Raw genomic sequence first — 15,925 nt, forward strand, 5'->3', positions numbered from 1 at the left:
TTTAAAGGATTTTTTTCAAAAGCAGGCTTTTGCAGCCAAAAAAAATTACCTTTAATAAACCTGTACTTTATCAACCAGTTTGAACTGCCTTTATACAATACCTTCCTTATTATATGCCTGCGGAAAAAGGCTCAGCGTGTTGCTTTTATTTATTTTTCTGTACACGGCTGCCTATGCGCAGGATGTGGACCTCTACCTTTCCGGCCATATTTTGCCGGGTAAATCCATCATCAAAATATCCCGCGATGGTTGGGATCAGTATATGTGGATACTTGCAGAAAATAACGAAGTGTATCGCCTCAATACCGTAACGCAGCAATTAGAAGACCTTTCACCTAAATTCAGCCAATACTCCGCTTACCACCTGTTTGATATTGCCGGCTTTTATGAAAATACGGTAGCGCTTGCCGGAAGGGCAGGTTCAGAAACCAAAATTATTACGTATGACGATGGGGTGTATGGTGACCCGGCCGAGTTTTTAAATGCGGGTTCTTCACCTCTGGAAGGCAACATGGTCGGTATTGGCGCGGCGTCCATTGGTACCAACAACGTATTTGGACAGGGGAATTCTAAATCACTCCTTATTGCTACCGACCAGACACTTTACCATTTTAGTATAGATAATAGTGGTTATACAAAAAGATCGGATGAGGCTACCCGAATTTTTGCTGCCAATTACCGCACCCAACTGTTTACCAAGCTGGCCGGCAGGGGTATTAATGCCCCAGGCCTTATAGGTGTTTTGGGTACAACCCGTTTGTATATTGGGGGATCAGACGGCGCCCTGAACAATGTGCTACCTTTCCCGGATGTTATTAATACCGCATACTTTACGGCCAACCGGGTAGTTACAGGCACAATAAACGATTATAATATTCCCGACCTTTTCTGGGGCACAAATAATGGTATGTACCAGCGCAAGCTTTCACTTCAAAACCCCTACGACGGCAATTACAAGCATTACCTTGATAACGTAAAAATAAACCACATAACAGATATATATGGCTTTATGCCCTTAGGCAACGATGTAGCAAAAGAAAACCTGCTGATAGGTACAGATGAAGGGCTGTATTACAGCAGTTCAGTACTGAACCCTCAATACAATGAGCAGCTGGATGATTTTACATTATACCATTTTGATAAACTCGGCAATATCAAAATTAAATTTATAGAGGTAAGCGCTTCTTCCCTCTTCAATCCCATTTGCGAGAACGCTATATACCTGGCAACCGATGACGGGATATATATGGTACGGCCCGATTATGTGCCGCATACCGATGTGACCAAACCCATAAATGCTATTCATTTTGCCTTTGATACGGAAGATGTTACCGAGAAGACGGTATGCGATGGAGAACCCGTAAAAGTAACCCTGAACCAGGACATTACCGCCAATGCCATACAATGGTTTAAAGATGGCAAGGAAATTTTAAATGTGAGTGGAAGCACCATCAGCCTTACCCAATCGGGAGAGTACACTGCTGTATTGTTCGACCCATGCGGCGGGGTACATGTAGAAAGCAAACCGCTTCACCTTACTGTTGTACCGGCTCCTGTTATCACTTTTAACTATCCGGACAAACTGCCATTTTGCGACAAAAATTCGGTTACACTTACCACGGTTTATAACCCGGATTACCAATATCGCTGGGTAGCGAATGATAACCTGATACCCGGCGAAACTTCCAATACTTTTACTGCAACCTATAATGCCCGTTACCGGGTGGAGGTGAGCAATTGCAGCAATATCTGGGTACTATCTAAAGAAGTAAAAGTAGATTTTATTCATTTACCCACGCCGCAGGTTACGGCTGCAAAAACAACTTATTGTGAAGGCGAATTCGCACCACTTTCGGTGGATGTCCCCCTGGATGATTCGTACACTATAAACTGGTATAAAGACGGCGTTTTGATATCGGACGATATCGGACTTACAGCTATATTTGCCACCACTACCGGCAGCTACTCGGTTACATTGAAAAGTACCATTGCCGATTGCACACAGCCTTCGCCGCCGGTACAATTGAGTTTTATATCGGCACCGGTGTTTACTTTCAATTATGATGATAAGCTTCAATTTTGTGATGTTGCCTCTACCATCCTTAAAACCGATGAAAATGCCGCCTACCAATACCGGTGGTATAAAGATGGCGTACTGAACGGGCAAACCACTTCAAGTTTAACAGTAACGCAAAGCGGCAAATACAAAGTTGAACTGAGTGCATGCACTAACACCTGGTTTGCGTCTAAGGAGGTTCAGGTGGACCTTATAAACCTGCCTGTTCCAGTTGTTACAGCTAATAAAACCAATTATTGCGAAGGCGAAGAAGCTATACTTTCATTAAACACCCCCGTTGCTGCTGCTTACACCATCAATTGGTATAAGGATGGCGTTTTATTACCTGCTAATAATAACCTCGCCTCCATTAAAGTTACCATTGCCGGGAGCTATTCAGCCATCCTGAACAGCACAATAGCAAACTGTTCCAGGCCATCTGCTCCGGTAGCTGTAGCTTTTACACCCGCCCCGGTATTTACCTTTAATTACCCTGCTGAGATCCATTATTGCTCCGGTACGCCCGTTACCCTTAAGGCAGAGGGTTCCGCAGCTTACCAATACCGGTGGTATAAAGATGGTGTGTTAACGGGGGATGTAAGCCCGTCTTTACCCGTTACCCGTTCAGGCCTGTATAAGATCGAAGTAAGTTCTTGTGCGGGCTCATGGGTGGCAAGAGAGGTGACAGTTAATTTCATCCAGCTACCTGCGCCGGTAATTGTAACCGATAAGCCCGGGTATTGTATTGGCGATAATGCACTGCTGTCTATAGCTGCACCGGTAAATGCATCTTACACCATCAATTGGTATTATAACGGTGAACTGATAACCGATAACACCAATCACACCTCAATTAACACAAGTTTAGGTGGCGCTTATTCGGTAACTATTGTGAACAATACGGCAAATACTGATGGGAGCATATGTTCGGTAAATTCGGTTATCCAGCCTGTTCCATTCGAAACCCCGCCCGTAGCAAGTGTCGAACAAATAGTACGCACCACATTGTGCGAGGGGCAACTGATAGGTTTAGTAGCGCACCATGACAAGGGTACAGTAAAATGGTCAACCGGCGAAACTACAGATCAGATCAGCGTGCGCTCGCCAGGGGTATATAGCTTTACCGTTACCACTGCGGCAGGCTGCCAGGTAAATGCGAGTGTAAAATTAGATCTGTTGCCGCAGCCGGTTTTTAGCGTTCAGGATACCTCCGTATGCGGGTACAAACAACAAACCATCACCCTTAAAGCACCACCGGGCTTTACCGCGTATGCATGGAACGGCGTACCCGGAAGTGATACTTATAACGTTAGCCGGCCGCAAACTGTTAGTTTAACGGTAACCGATATGAACGGTTGCCAGGCCACCAAGCAAATTGTGGTAGCAAGCCAATGCCCCGATGTAATTATCCCTAATACATTTACGCCAAACAACGACGGGGCAAATGATGCCTGGGCAATAGGTGGTTTAGAGAATGACCGTACGGTAACAGTAAAAGTTTTGAACCGTAACGGAAATGAAGTGTATAGCAGCAAGGGCTACGGTGTCGCCTGGAACGGGCAATATCACGGTGTAAAACTACCTGCAGGTACCTATTATTATATCATCACCGCGAAAAGCAACTCTAATAGATTTTCTGGTTTCGTTACTATACTGTATTAGTTATATTCTTTGTTATTCAGGAATAATATATTTTAACAGGCATACCATACTGCTTTCGGTTGGGGTGGCGAAACAAGAAAAACCAGGAAAAATAATTTTAATAGCTATAGTATTAAAGATCATAAATACGTAATTTTAGTGTTAAATGACTCCTAAACCCTTACACTATATATGCCTTTTTGTTGCGCTTTTCGCGATGGTATCCTGTAAAGAGCTTATTGAACCGTCAATACAAAAACGGCCGGTAAATTTACTTGCGCCAGGCCAGGGTTTTGAAAGCAAAAACTATAACGTAACCTTTTGGTGGGACGATGTCGAAGACGCTCTGCAATACCGCCTGCAAATTGTAACTCCCGGCTTCGATAATATTGGTGCCCTGTTTGCAGATACCTTAGTTAAAGGAAGCAATAAGATAACACTTAGCCTAACCCCGGGCGTGTACGAATGGCGGTTACGGGCCGAGAATGGCAGTTCTGAGACGGTCTTTAGCCAACCACGAAAATTTACTATCGTACAATCGTCCATCGGGAACCAGGCTGTGCAATTAACAGCCCCCACAAATGGCGCCCTTACCAATCAACAGGGGGTAACATTTCAATGGGGAAGTTTATACGGTGCAACTACCTACCGCTTACAGATAGATACCAATAATTTTGCAGATACTGTAAAGCTGATCTATAACCACCAATTACCCGGCTTGCAATTTTCTTTCAGCTTCCCCCGCGACCAGCAATACCAATGGCGGGTGCGTGCGGAAAATGACACCGCGCGTGCGCAATGGTCAACAGTGAGAACTATAAGGTTCGACCATACACCGCCTGGACAGGTCACTTTGTCTGGCCCCGGCAAAGCGGAGGTGGTAGCATTGCCGGTAAGCCTTCAATGGAATAGTGTGGCAACTGCTTCCGTATATAAACTGTATGTATTTAAAGGCGATTCTACAACAAACTATAATAATAGCTTTCCTGTGATAATTGATGGAACCAATCGTAGTTTTAACCTTGGCAATCCTGCCGACCGGATTTATTGGAAGGTGAGTGCTTTGGATGCAGTAGGCAACGAAGGGCAAGCCAGTGTGTTAAGAAATTTTGTAGTGAAGTAAATTTAAATGAAAAATAAAAAGCTAACCTACTTGCTAATAGTGGCTGTTATCTTCATTTGGGGAGCAATTATCTACAAGATTTTTGATGTGGTAAACCCAGATGATGATTTGCCACTTATTAACCCCACAGTGGCAGGCGTAAAGCCCACCGTTGATGATTATGAGGTTTTGCCCGATACAACCCAATTGTTGCTCAACTATCCCGATCCTTTTGGTCAGGTAAGGTATAGGGACACTGCGGCTACCCCGGTTAAAAGGGTTTCGCATAGTATTGTAAGGCAAATGCCAACAGTTCCCGCTATTAATTGGGGGGGTATCAAATATTCAGGGTACGTGATAAACGGTGACCAAAAAAAAAATACGGCATTTATAAAAATAAACGGAAACAGTTTAACACTTATGGAAGGCGAAACTGCCGATCAGGTTAAACTTCTTAAGAACATGAAAGATTCAATAAAAGTGATGTTTCAGGGGCAGGTGAAAGTTATTAAAATCAGTTACAATTAGATGAAGATGAAATATTTTTTGATTGTATTCTTGTCAACGATACTTTGGCTAAATGGCTTTGCACAGGAAATCCCCGAAACTGTGCCTACTAAAGTTAGGATCAATGGAGCAGATAGGAATTTGGTTTTCGAAGTTAAAGCAACGGCGGGGCATATTATCACTGATACAGAATTAAACTATTACTGGTACGCTTCAAACGCTGTGCATAATACCCGGGGCGGGTATAGCGGTAAATTGCTTAATGGCGAATATGCCGTCTTTTTCCCCGGCGGGAGTTTGAAGGAGCAGGGGGGCTTCAAAAATGGCTTAACGGATGGCGTTTGGAAAAGTTGGACTGATCAAGGACTCCTAATAAGCTTTATTACCTGGGCTAAAGGGCGTAAGTGGGGTGCCTTTACCACTTATGATGCTGCCGGGAAAATAGTACAGCAAGGAAATTATATTAACAATTTGTTGGATGGTGAATTGCGTAATTATATCTCGGCGGATTCGGTACAATATCTTTATTACCGCAATGGTGTTCCCGTTTCTAAAAAACCTTCGATCTTTAGCCGTTTAAACCCGTTTAGTAAAAGCCATGCCAGGGATAGCTTGAAGAACAAACCTGCAAACTTAGTTCCTCCAAAATGATCAGGGCCTCTGCATTATACATGGCCATAATCGTTGCGCTTGTTATCGCTTTAATTTGTTCGGCAGTTATTGCGGCGGGTTATTTTTACCGCCAGCAGTACCAGGTAAGCTTCAGGCATTCTCAATTGCAGCTTAATATTGCATCGGGTACTAATATCGTTTTAGCCGATACAAATTACCTTTATAGTAACGACACGAAGTTTGGGCTTTTTCACGCAGATGCCGACTCTGTGGCGTTGCGGCGTACGCCGTGGGGGATATTTGATGTAGGGGTCGTTAAAGCTTTTACGCAAAGAGATACATTATCAAGTATTTTCCTGATTGGGCGGGCTATAGATTCGGCACAGTGGGCGTCGTTATACATTATAGACGAAAACCGGCCAATATCGGTTAGTTGGGACAATTTTATTAGGGGAGACGTGTATTTACCCAAGGGGGAAATTCAAACGGCCTATGTTGACAACCGCGGATTTGAAGGTGATAAAAGGCTGGTTATAGGTAAAATAAATAAAAGCAAAAGAGAGTTGCCTTCACTTGATTCCGAAAGACTTGGCATCATGGAAAAATATTTTGATGATATCCCCCTAAAAAGAATGACCGGGTTTCCGTCCGCCGATACCATATCAAATTCTTTTTTACTGCCTGTGCGCTACATAAACCTGGGAAAAGAGCCTTATACCATTGCGCACACAATATTAAGCGGAAATTTAATCATTACATCAGATACCACGCTTACTATTGATAGTACTGCCCGGTTAGATGACGTTATTGTTTTTGCCCGCTCGTTGCTTATTGGCGATGGCTTTAAGGGCCGGTGCCAGTTATATGCAACAGATACATTGCAAATTGGGCATCGATGCAGGCTGGAATACCCTTCTTCTGTCGCTACCCTACGATATAAAAAAACAAATAGCGGCACCGAACTCTTAAGTGTCGGGAAAGGCAGCACTATTAATGGCACGCTAACCATTTTTCAGAAGTTCCCTTCACAGGCATTCCCGATCTTAGATTTAACCAAAAATGTAGCCATTTACGGGCAAGTATATTGCCGCGGTGTTTTAACTTACCACGAAAAAGCCGAGTTGAACGGAAGCGTGTACGCGTCGCGGTTTCGGTATAAAACTGAAATTTCTGATTTTGAAAATTATTTGGTGGGCAGCAGTATAGATGGCGATAAATTGTCGCGGTATTATTTGCCCGGTATGTTCTTACCCGGGGCCGGTACTACTCATAAGATAATACAATGGCTTCAAAAAAACTAAGGTTGTTTTTAGCCGGATCTACTTTGGTGGAGGTGCTGATAGCTATGATTGTAATTGTAGTTGTATTTAGTATGGCAATGGTTATTTTCAGCAATGTTACACGTTCTGCACCATCGATAATAAAAGTCCGCGCGCAAAAAGTACTCGATAAAGTGCTTGATGAAACGGAACAAAACAAAATATTTACGCCAGGTAATAAATCGTACGAGTTGGACGGGTTTACAATTGAGGAGTCGGTTATGCCTTACGATGGCAATAACAGTTTATATCAAATCACCCTAACGGCATCGGCGAATAGCAGGGATAGTATAATGACAATTAAAAAAATTGTTTCAAAATGAACAATGCCCGGCTTAAAGCCTTTACCATGCTGGAAATTACGGTCACTATGGCTATTGTTGCAATCGTCATCACCATCATTTATACGGCTTATGGAATTGTAAGCAGGTCGTTTGCGTCCTTTCGGAAAAACCAAGAGCAGGTACTGGAGTTTGTTCAGTTAGATAAAATGATCAAAAGGGATTTTAACCGCGCCGGAATCATCTACGTAGATAACAGCCGGCTGGTGTTTATGGAGGGGATGGTTAACGTTCTGTATGCGTTTAATGATTCTTCAGTTATTCGTAACGGAGGTACAATTGACACGTTTAAAGTAGTAAATAAAAACGTTCAGTTTAATTTTGAGCATCATCCGGCTACTGAAAGTGCCTGGCTTGCCGAAAAAAATAAGGTTGATGAGCTTTTGTTTGATGTTTCCTTTAAAGACAATATTATCCATTACATTTATAGGAAGCATTATAGTGCCGAAGACTTTCTAAAAGATTCAACCTATGCCATCCATTGATATAAGCAGGTATAACCAAAAGCCTAAACCAGGTACCGCAGACAACAAAGGCCAAGGCGTTTTTGATTTTCTGAATAAAGATATCTCTTTTGGTTCGGGCCAATTGGCCGATAAAAAAAAAGAATCATTGTACGTCGAACTGGGTTCGTTGTTACAGGCGGGTATTAATTTAAAAGAGAGCCTGGAACTTATTACTGTGGAGCAGGAAAAAGTAAAGGATAAACAATTATTCCTGGGAATTCAGAAAGCAGTTGTAAACGGTGCTTCATTTTCAGCTGCTCTTAGGCAAGGCGGAAAATTTTCAACGTATGAAATTTTTAGCCTGCAAATAGGCGAGGAATCGGGCAAATTGAATGAGGTACTGCAGGATCTGGCAAAATATTTTCAGAATAAAGTAAAGCAACGCCGTAAGGTGATCTCGGCGCTTACTTACCCTTGTATTGTTATGTTTACATCATTATCAGCGGTGTTTTTCATGCTGAAGGTGGTAGTTCCGATGTTTGGAGATGTGTTTATTCGTTTTGGGGGCAAACTGCCTTATGTGACGGAAAAGATCATCCAGGTTTCGAAGTTATTGGAGCACAATTTCCTTTGGATTTCTTTCTTGATTGCTGTAATCATAATCGGCTTGTATACGGTAAGAAAAACGGAGCGATTCCGGGCTTTGTCGTCTGTATTGATTTTGAAACTTCCGGTTATAGGCAATCTTGCTCAAAAAATATACCTGGCCCGGTTTTGCAATTCCATGCGTTTATTGATCAATGCAAAACTACCATTGTTGCAGGCCATTTCGCTGGTGAGGCAAATGATCAGTTATTACCCGATAGAGAAATCGTTACAGGCTATTGAGAAAGACATCACCAATGGCAAACCATTGCATCAGAGCTTACAGCAATATACGGTATATCCCCCTAAGATGATACAATTGCTAAAGGTAGCCGAAGAAACAAACCAGCTCGATTTCTTTTTTGGCAGGTTGTCTGAACAGTATATAGAAGAAGTAGAGTATAAAACCGACACATTAAGCAATGCCATGGAGCCTTTGATTATTATTTTTTTGGGGATCATCGTAGGCGGCATATTAGTAGCCATGTACTTGCCGCTTTTTCAAATGAGTAACAGTTTTCAATAACCAATAAGCTATTGCAAAGCGGTAATGTAAACATCCATATAAAGCCGTGATTTAGCGTTTGCCTGGTAGGCATCGAATTTTTTAATAGAAACTGACCGCAAAAAGCCAGTGCCTGGTAGTTCGTATAATTTTTGTGCTGTTTTTAATAACGAAAAAAAATCTCCCTCCAGCCTTACTTGGTTTACGAGCACTTGCCCGTCCCCTAAAACGAGCGTATTAACCGGCACTGCTACAAGTTTTGCACCATGCTGTTGCGCAATAAGAGCGATCTGGGTTATAGCAGTGTTCCTAAAGTTTAATGTGTCTACACGGTAAGCGGCAATCAAGCGATTTAAATTAAGATTTTTTCTAGTTAAATAGCCGGGTTCCGTGCTTAGGCCGGCTGTTTCATTCTGTTGTAGCACAAGTTGACGGTGGGCCTGCCATGCCTCCAGTGTTTTTTTTAAAGCTAACTGGTAGCATATGAGCATTAACGCTATCGATAATACAGGTAGCCCCAACTTGTTATATATAAAAAAACGCTTTATCATTAATAATTAATTGAGATCCTAAACTCTCCATTTTCTTTATCGTTATCGGGCAGGTAACTTTCTAACTGTGCATCTTTTACCCATTTTTGTGCTTTAGCACGCGCCAGCCATTCATTAACAGGTATGATGCTTGCCGAATTTCCTGTTATCAAGATCGTCTTATCAATAAAGTTAATTTGATTTTGCTGCCTACCTCCGCCCGTTGCCGGCGGGTCTATGCTAACAGATGATAATGTCAGCCCCGCGGGCATCAGCCGGGCGAGCCTGCTAACATCCTTTAGCTTCCTTTGGTCGATGCTCCAGCCCAAGGCTTTTAATAATTGCTCTTGTTGCTTAATAGCTTCGTTAAGCTTTTCAATTTCGTTGCCGTTTTGAAGGCTGCGGCCTGCCGTTTCGGCAAGTTGGTTATTAGCGGAATTTAACGAGGAAAAGGCCAGGAAATTTACCAACAGAAGCACAAGTGTTGCTGCTAGAATAATAGCTGAACGAACACGGAACTTGTTAAGCTGTACCTGCTCGTTAAGCCTTTTATCCAAATGCGTTGCTTCTGCTTTGATCCATCCCGTATTACCTAACACCACCAACTGGAAAGCCGCCGCATAAGCCAATAGAAACTCTTCATTTACCTCTTCATTTTCAACTTTTATATTAAAGGGCGCTCTGCTGCCGGGTACAAATTTATAGGAAAGCCACTCACCATTTTCGCTTCTGTGTATATTATGGCCGGCAAAAATTACATTTTCGCCGTAAATATTAAGCTGTGGGAGTGTTTGATCTATCACGAAGGGCCCAAGGCTAAGCGAAAGAACATCATATCCTGCGGCTTTTAATTCTTTTACTATTTTATCTGCTTCGATCCGCCGTATCATGGCTACATATGAGCTGGCGCCACTTTGAAAATGTTGCACATAAAAGTCCCTGATGTTTGCATCAGGCAGTATTGTACTCAGGTTACTTTCATTTACATTCGCCAGCTTCCCAACCTGCCTGATGAAAACCCCCTTACCCGTTATATTTAGTGCCACTATCGCAGTAAGCTGTTTTAGCGCTTTTAAATGTTCCGGAGACGCAATGCCTGTTTCCCGTGCAGTAATAGACAGGAGATCTTTTTCCGCATGCAAGCTCGCTACGCACAAAGTTTTTGTTCCATCGCCATTGATATGAAGATGGATGCCGGTGGCCTTGCTTATTCTGTAATATGCGGCAAACATATTTTTAACGAATGATTGTAGGTTTAATAAATACCAGCGTAACAACTTTAGACCTCACTTTTTCTTTACTGCTGAATATCCATTTTAATATGGGTATACGCGAAAGTAATGGAATACCTGATGAATTATCCGAGGACTCGGTTCGTTCTATTCCTCCTAAAACAATCATATCTTCATTGTGGGCTCGTAAGGTTGATTCGAATTTACTTGTTGATTTCGGCGGAGGGGACCCATCTGTGGGTATAGAAGTAAAGTCTGAAATATCTATTTTTATACCCAGGGTTACCTGATCGTCACCGGATACAATTGGCCGTATGTTAATAGTTAGGTTTGCATTAGATTCCCGGTATTCGTTCGTAAAAATCGACGTATTGGTTGCTGCGGAGGGGAACACATTTTGGGTGACATTTTTATAAAAAACCGTATTGCCGATGCTAAGCGAGGCTGTGTGCCCATTTAACGCCGCCAGTTTTGGTACGGAGCGCACATCCACGTTATTCTGAGCTTCCAGAGCCTTTATATTTAAATAAAAATTTGGCGTTACACGCCCAAGGTTTGTGGAGAAAACGCCACCCAAGCGGTTAAGCAAGTCATTAACAGATCGGGAGCTCAGCGTAAAATTAACGCCGGGTAAAATGGTTCCGCCTGTTTTTACACTGTCGGCTGTACCTGCTGATAAGCCGGTTGAAATCTTCCTTGTTTTATGAACATCTATCAGGGTTACTTCTATGAGTATTTGAGGTACTAATACATCAATTTGCTTTATTAATGCAGCAATTTCCTGTATTTGGGGTTTGGACCCCGACAAAAGTAAGGTGTTTTGCTCCCGAAATTCTTTTATTTCGATGCCTCTCTTCCAATCCTGCGGAATCATGGCCAGTACCGTATCAATAGACCTGTTTTGAAGCATAACCGCCAAATTGGCTCTAAGCCCCTCCAGTTTTCTTTCACCAATCAGGTATACGTTATTTTCCTGGTTGTAAGTATAGTCGGTGCCTTTGAAAATCAAATCCAAGAAACTTTCATAAGTAAGGTTATTTGCATTTATAAAATTGATATTGCCTTTTATTTCAGAGTAGATGAAGTAATTTTTATTCATTTCCTGCGAAGCAGATCGTACAAGGTCCATAATTGAGGAGTTTGCAGCGTTTACAGAAACAAGCTTTTGCCCTCCCACTGTTTGGACATATATGCCGACATTCGCTGCCGGTGTATTGTTAATGGGCTTAAATACGCGTTTCACTGACGTGTTCTTATCGCCATTTACATATAGTTGCTCGTTTTCGTCAAGTGTCTGAAAGAGATAAAAACTATCATTCGTTTTTACCATTTTAATTTCATTTGCATAAGCGAACTTATCCATTGCTACATCAAAATCTGCTGCAGTTATAAATGCGGTAACTACCTTTCCCTGTAATGCCGGGGGAACAATTATATTTTTTCCGGAAACTTGCGTTATCTTCCTGGCTACTGCGGCCAGGCTATCATTAGCCACATCAACGCTTAACACATTGTTCAATTTCTGATATTGAACATTCAATTCTTTTATTTTAGGTTTTACCGCCGGTTCAAAATGTGGTTTAATAACCAGGATGGAACCGGTTACATCTATATCAAGATTATATTGCTGGGCCATCAGTAATATAATATTGCTTGCGACAACGTTCGGGAAGGTGTTGTTGATGCTGACATTTACAGTCGGGTCGACATAGAAGTTGATATTGTTTGAACGGCTTATAGCCCTAAGGTATTCCTGAATAGGTACCCCTGATATAGACAGTTGCACGGGTTTATTTAACCCCGGAATAAACCGAGCGAGACTATCTAATTTTTGCTGGAGAATGATCAAACGTGGGTTGCCTTGCGCCACCAGTTTCGCTGGTATAAATATAGCGAGGGCAAATAAAATAAGCAGGTACAGTTTTTTCATAAACCCTGTGGTTAGTAATTAAATAGTAAAGGAAAAATTTCGTCTAACGAAGTTTGCCCCCCATGAAATAGTTCGAATGCATTTTCGGCCAATGATTTTATGCCTCTCTCCTGTAGAAGCCGCCGCACATCCATTTCGCCCTTTTTAATTTCGGCAGCTAACTCACGGTCAACAGCTATCACTTCGTAAACAGCTTTCCTTCCCTTGTAGCCAGTAAAGTAGCACTTGCTACAGCCTTTAGGGGCAAACTGGAAATCCACTTGCGAATACGGGCGAAACTGTTTGGGGTAGTAGGTGTCGGACATAGGCTTACGCTCTTTGCAATCGGGGCAAAGCATTCGGAGCAGCCGTTGTGCTACTGTAGTATTTACAGTGCTTGCCACTAAGAATGGCGGTACTCCCATATCAATAAGGCGCGAAACCGTACCCCATGCAGAGTTGGTGTGAATAGTTGATAAAACCAAATGCCCGGTAAGTGCCGCACGTACCGCCATGTTGGCTGTATCCACATCTCTTATCTCGCCTACCATTATCACATCCGGGTCTTGTCGCAGGAAAGTTTTAAGCGCTGCCGCAAACCCTAAACCAATGGATTCTTTCAACTGAACCTGGTTGATACCCTCAAGCGTATATTCAACCGGGTCTTCTATAGTTAAGATATTCCTTGATTCGACATTAAGCAGTTTTAAGGTTGCGTAAAGGGTGGTGGTTTTACCCGAACCCGTTGGGCCGCTTATCAATAAAATACCGTTCGGCCTCCGGGCACCTTGCATGTAGTTATTTAAATCAAAGGCCGACAGCCCGAGTTTTTCCAGCCCGATATTTGCCGCATCGTTGTTTAGTAACCTCAAAACAATTTTTTCGCCATATAATGCCGGCAGTATAGATACGCGTATGTCAAATTGTAGGTTATCATAATTATAACCCCACCTGCCATCTTGCGGCAGCCTTTTTTCGGCAATATCCAAGTTAGACAGGATTTTAATTTTATTTACTAACGCAGGATAATCTTCGCGATTTATAAGGTAACGCTCAATCATCATGCCGTCAATACGTATGCGTACACGACACTTGTGCTCATAACTCTCGATATGAATGTCGCTGCTCTTTAAGTTTTTTGCTTCCCGCACCAGGTTTAACAAAAAATTGTCCGGGTCGGCGCCTGCCTGAGTTTTTTCGGTAGACAGGGCGATGTCATCCTTTATATAATAAGTCGAGAGTAACCGGCTAATTTCCTGGTCTGGCAAAATGGTAACCTCTACAGGACAGTTCAATAAAATCTCGAGTTCTGAACGTAATTCTTCCGAATCGTTGATGCTGTACAATAGTAAGGCATTGTCTCTTTTCCCCGCAGGTAATATTTTATAATACCAAGCCTGTTCCCTGGTTAAAAGGTGGATATGTTCTGTTTGCAGGTTTATTTCTTTTTGCGCGGTCATCTCTGCAACAAATAAAATAACCAGTTATCATCATTTAGCCTCACCTCAGGACACTCCCAACTAACCAGCAAGAGTCCCGCAAAAAGTAAAGCCTGCAAGCCTGCAAACGGAATAAACTTCGTTTTGATAAGCGATAAGAGGCTTAAACCTAACCATATGAATAATATGATGATGCTGCTTGATATAAAAAACAGCATAAAATTTAACGACGGTAGGTAAAAGGCTACGCTAACCAGGAATAAGATATCAGCCCAACCAATTAATGCACCTGTTATATTAACCCATGCTTTTTTCCTTGCCGAAAAATAAAGGGAGGTAAACCCCATAATAATTACAAGGCAGCAAATTGGGGTAATTGCAGATAGCAGTACTGCCTTAACCGAATTGCTCCCCGATGCCCTTATCACAACAAGAAGTACAGAAAGGATGGGAAACAAAAACCAAAGAATGCTGCGGCTTTTAATATCCTGTATAAACATGGTTACCAGAATAACGATTACGGCTATTTTCATGAACAGCACTTAATCGGGGGTTACTTCTTTGATGTTCTTATCCTGGTCGATCTCCCAGACATTAAAGGTGCCATTACCATTAAAGTCCACCACTGCGGTAGCTTTAGCAATGAAACCAGTGACGCTTGCGTTGGTAATGTCCAGACGGTAATTCGCATGTCCATCCTTGCTTTCAGTCGTTAGTTTTTCCTGCAGAAAGCCAATCTCAGATAAGCTGGATGTGTATTTGGAATGTTCGTAATAATAACTTTTTTCTAACTTCTGGATATACTCCAGTTGAAGTTTCGCCTCGGTACTTTTTGCTTTAGTTATTAATGGAAGAAGATTCGGTAAGGCAAGAAATACAAGTATGCCTATAATACAAAGTACTACCAGTATCTCCGTTAAAGTGTAAGCGTCCACTCGTTTTAGTAATAATGATTTAGGTTTGGTCATCAGATTAAAGTAGAACACTAATCTAATAAATGTTACGGCAAATATCAAAACAAACTAAATATTTTTGCTGTAGGAGGGAAAGGTGTGTACATTGCCTTGTTCTGAAGAAAGTCGGGCAAGAAACTTGGATAAATTACATTCGCTAAATCTTCTTTTATCAAAAAACTATCTGTTGCAGCCTTAACCAAAGGCTGATACCTGCGACTTTTGCTTTGTTTAAAGCAAGCCATGTTTTGGTCGGACCAAAACGCTTGCCGGGACACCCGGACCCGGTATGCTTTCACTTTGTTCTGCATAAAAATTTGGACAGGGAGCAGCAAATAAATACCTTTGAGTATGGCATAGTTGCCGAGCCGTTTTCACGGCCAATAAACGCGGGGTTGCCCTGCGGCCCTCGCGGGGTTTTAAATTGCTCATTGCCTTGAGCAATTCCATCAAACATTTTTTGAGTACTTATGGCAAGGCCAAAAGTTTCTCCATCAGAAAAGCGGTCTTTAAAGATCACTTTCAGGGTAACCGAAAAACAACGGCAGCGATTGTTGACCCTTGCAGATTTGTGTGGTACTAAGCCAGGCGACTTGGTCAGGACTAAGATATTTAAGGGTCATTTCCCTGCTACCCGGTTGCCCAAAATTGACGAGGACACCTACGTCGAATTAAAAAAGATCGGCGT

The 15,925-nt window shown here is 42.3% G+C and carries 15 protein-coding genes; 9 read left to right on the top strand and 6 right to left on the bottom strand.

The window, feature by feature from the left end; genetic code table 11:
* The first annotated feature begins 79 nt into the window (after positions 1-79).
* The 8 genes from IDJ77_RS08310 (at position 80) to IDJ77_RS08345 (ending at position 9,195) form a co-directional block, all read left to right on the top strand.
* Positions 80-3,718 carry a T9SS type B sorting domain-containing protein gene (locus IDJ77_RS08310; protein WP_191188475.1) on the top strand — a complete coding sequence of 1,213 codons (3,639 nt, stop codon included), beginning with the start codon at positions 80-82 and terminating at the stop codon, positions 3,716-3,718.
* Between the two features lie 145 nt (positions 3,719-3,863).
* Complete coding sequence (locus IDJ77_RS08315) at positions 3,864-4,820, top strand: hypothetical protein (protein WP_191188476.1); 957 nt, start codon at positions 3,864-3,866, stop codon at positions 4,818-4,820.
* A 6-nt stretch (positions 4,821-4,826) separates the two neighbouring features.
* Positions 4,827-5,327 carry a hypothetical protein gene (locus tag IDJ77_RS08320; protein WP_191188477.1) on the top strand — a complete coding sequence of 167 codons (501 nt, stop codon included), beginning with the start codon at positions 4,827-4,829 and terminating at the stop codon, positions 5,325-5,327.
* 6 nt (positions 5,328-5,333) lie between these two features.
* Positions 5,334-5,957, top strand: a complete 624-nt coding sequence (locus IDJ77_RS08325; RefSeq protein ID WP_191188478.1) for a toxin-antitoxin system YwqK family antitoxin — start codon at positions 5,334-5,336, stop codon at positions 5,955-5,957.
* Between the two features lie 20 nt (positions 5,958-5,977).
* Positions 5,978-7,219 carry a hypothetical protein gene (locus IDJ77_RS08330; protein ID WP_191188479.1) on the top strand — a complete coding sequence of 414 codons (1,242 nt, stop codon included), beginning with the start codon at positions 5,978-5,980 and terminating at the stop codon, positions 7,217-7,219.
* Entirely contained in the window at positions 7,201-7,560 is a 360-nt protein-coding gene (locus tag IDJ77_RS08335) for a type II secretion system protein (protein WP_191188480.1), read from the top strand. The genes IDJ77_RS08330 and IDJ77_RS08335 overlap by 19 nt, the downstream gene beginning before the upstream one ends.
* A complete protein-coding gene (locus tag IDJ77_RS08340) occupies positions 7,557-8,063 on the top strand; it encodes a prepilin-type N-terminal cleavage/methylation domain-containing protein (protein ID WP_191188481.1) in 507 nt (168 codons plus the stop codon). The genes IDJ77_RS08335 and IDJ77_RS08340 overlap by 4 nt, the downstream gene beginning before the upstream one ends.
* Positions 8,050-9,195, top strand: coding sequence for a type II secretion system F family protein (locus tag IDJ77_RS08345; protein WP_191188482.1), 1,146 nt, complete (start codon positions 8,050-8,052; stop codon positions 9,193-9,195). Before IDJ77_RS08340 ends, IDJ77_RS08345 begins: the two co-directional genes overlap by 14 nt.
* Positions 9,196-9,203: 8 nt before the next feature.
* Here IDJ77_RS08345 and IDJ77_RS08350 read toward each other — a convergent pair whose 3' ends face one another.
* Genes IDJ77_RS08350 through IDJ77_RS08375 form a run of 6 tightly spaced genes read right to left on the bottom strand, consistent with a single transcriptional unit; the run spans position 9,204 to position 15,252 of the window.
* Positions 9,204-9,725 carry a hypothetical protein gene (locus IDJ77_RS08350; RefSeq protein ID WP_191188483.1) on the bottom strand — a complete coding sequence of 174 codons (522 nt, stop codon included), beginning with the start codon at positions 9,723-9,725 and terminating at the stop codon, positions 9,204-9,206.
* Positions 9,725-10,936 carry a hypothetical protein gene (locus IDJ77_RS08355; protein ID WP_191188484.1) on the bottom strand — a complete coding sequence of 404 codons (1,212 nt, stop codon included), beginning with the start codon at positions 10,934-10,936 and terminating at the stop codon, positions 9,725-9,727. The genes IDJ77_RS08350 and IDJ77_RS08355 overlap by 1 nt, the downstream gene beginning before the upstream one ends.
* 4 nt (positions 10,937-10,940) lie before the next feature.
* A complete protein-coding gene (locus IDJ77_RS08360) occupies positions 10,941-12,866 on the bottom strand; it encodes a type II secretion system protein GspD (RefSeq protein WP_191188485.1) in 1,926 nt (641 codons plus the stop codon).
* Between the two features lie 11 nt (positions 12,867-12,877).
* Complete coding sequence (locus tag IDJ77_RS08365; protein ID WP_191188486.1) at positions 12,878-14,305, bottom strand: GspE/PulE family protein; 1,428 nt, start codon at positions 14,303-14,305, stop codon at positions 12,878-12,880.
* Positions 14,302-14,817 (bottom strand): hypothetical protein, encoded by a 516-nt coding sequence (locus IDJ77_RS08370; protein WP_191188487.1) that lies wholly within the window; start codon positions 14,815-14,817, stop codon positions 14,302-14,304. The genes IDJ77_RS08365 and IDJ77_RS08370 overlap by 4 nt, the downstream gene beginning before the upstream one ends.
* Positions 14,818-14,826: 9 nt before the next feature.
* The gene (locus IDJ77_RS08375) at positions 14,827-15,252 is read right to left on the bottom strand and encodes a type IV pilin protein (protein ID WP_191188488.1); all 426 of its coding nucleotides are present in this window, start codon (positions 15,250-15,252) and stop codon (positions 14,827-14,829) included.
* A 455-nt stretch (positions 15,253-15,707) separates the two neighbouring features.
* Here IDJ77_RS08375 and IDJ77_RS27620 point away from each other — a divergent pair.
* A partial coding sequence (locus IDJ77_RS27620) for a plasmid mobilization protein (RefSeq protein WP_224751006.1) occupies positions 15,708-15,925 on the top strand: 218 nt, incomplete at its 3' end.

Origin of the sequence: Mucilaginibacter pankratovii, assembly GCF_014773265.1 — a bacterium.
Lineage (GTDB): Bacteria > Bacteroidota > Bacteroidia > Sphingobacteriales > Sphingobacteriaceae > Mucilaginibacter > Mucilaginibacter pankratovii.

What these genes read in the sequence shown, in the direction of transcription:
- IDJ77_RS08315 (WP_191188476.1), top strand. Translation starts at nt 3,864, where the DNA reads ATGACTCCTAAACCCTTACACTATATATGCCTTTTTGTTGCGCTTTTC.
- IDJ77_RS08320 (WP_191188477.1), top strand. Translation starts at nt 4,827, where the DNA reads ATGAAAAATAAAAAGCTAACCTACTTGCTAATAGTGGCTGTTATCTTC.
- IDJ77_RS08325 (WP_191188478.1), top strand. Translation starts at nt 5,334, where the DNA reads ATGAAATATTTTTTGATTGTATTCTTGTCAACGATACTTTGGCTAAAT.
- IDJ77_RS08330 (WP_191188479.1), top strand. Translation starts at nt 5,978, where the DNA reads ATGGCCATAATCGTTGCGCTTGTTATCGCTTTAATTTGTTCGGCAGTT.
- IDJ77_RS08335 (WP_191188480.1), top strand. Translation starts at nt 7,201, where the DNA reads ATGGCTTCAAAAAAACTAAGGTTGTTTTTAGCCGGATCTACTTTGGTG.
- IDJ77_RS08340 (WP_191188481.1), top strand. Translation starts at nt 7,557, where the DNA reads ATGAACAATGCCCGGCTTAAAGCCTTTACCATGCTGGAAATTACGGTC.
- IDJ77_RS08345 (WP_191188482.1), top strand. Translation starts at nt 8,050, where the DNA reads ATGCCATCCATTGATATAAGCAGGTATAACCAAAAGCCTAAACCAGGT.
- IDJ77_RS08350 (WP_191188483.1), bottom strand. Translation starts at nt 9,725, where the DNA reads ATGATAAAGCGTTTTTTTATATATAACAAGTTGGGGCTACCTGTATTA.
- IDJ77_RS08355 (WP_191188484.1), bottom strand. Translation starts at nt 10,936, where the DNA reads ATGTTTGCCGCATATTACAGAATAAGCAAGGCCACCGGCATCCATCTT.
- IDJ77_RS08360 (WP_191188485.1), bottom strand. Translation starts at nt 12,866, where the DNA reads ATGAAAAAACTGTACCTGCTTATTTTATTTGCCCTCGCTATATTTATA.
- IDJ77_RS08365 (WP_191188486.1), bottom strand. Translation starts at nt 14,305, where the DNA reads ATGACCGCGCAAAAAGAAATAAACCTGCAAACAGAACATATCCACCTT.
- IDJ77_RS08370 (WP_191188487.1), bottom strand. Translation starts at nt 14,817, where the DNA reads ATGAAAATAGCCGTAATCGTTATTCTGGTAACCATGTTTATACAGGAT.
- IDJ77_RS08375 (WP_191188488.1), bottom strand. Translation starts at nt 15,252, where the DNA reads ATGACCAAACCTAAATCATTATTACTAAAACGAGTGGACGCTTACACT.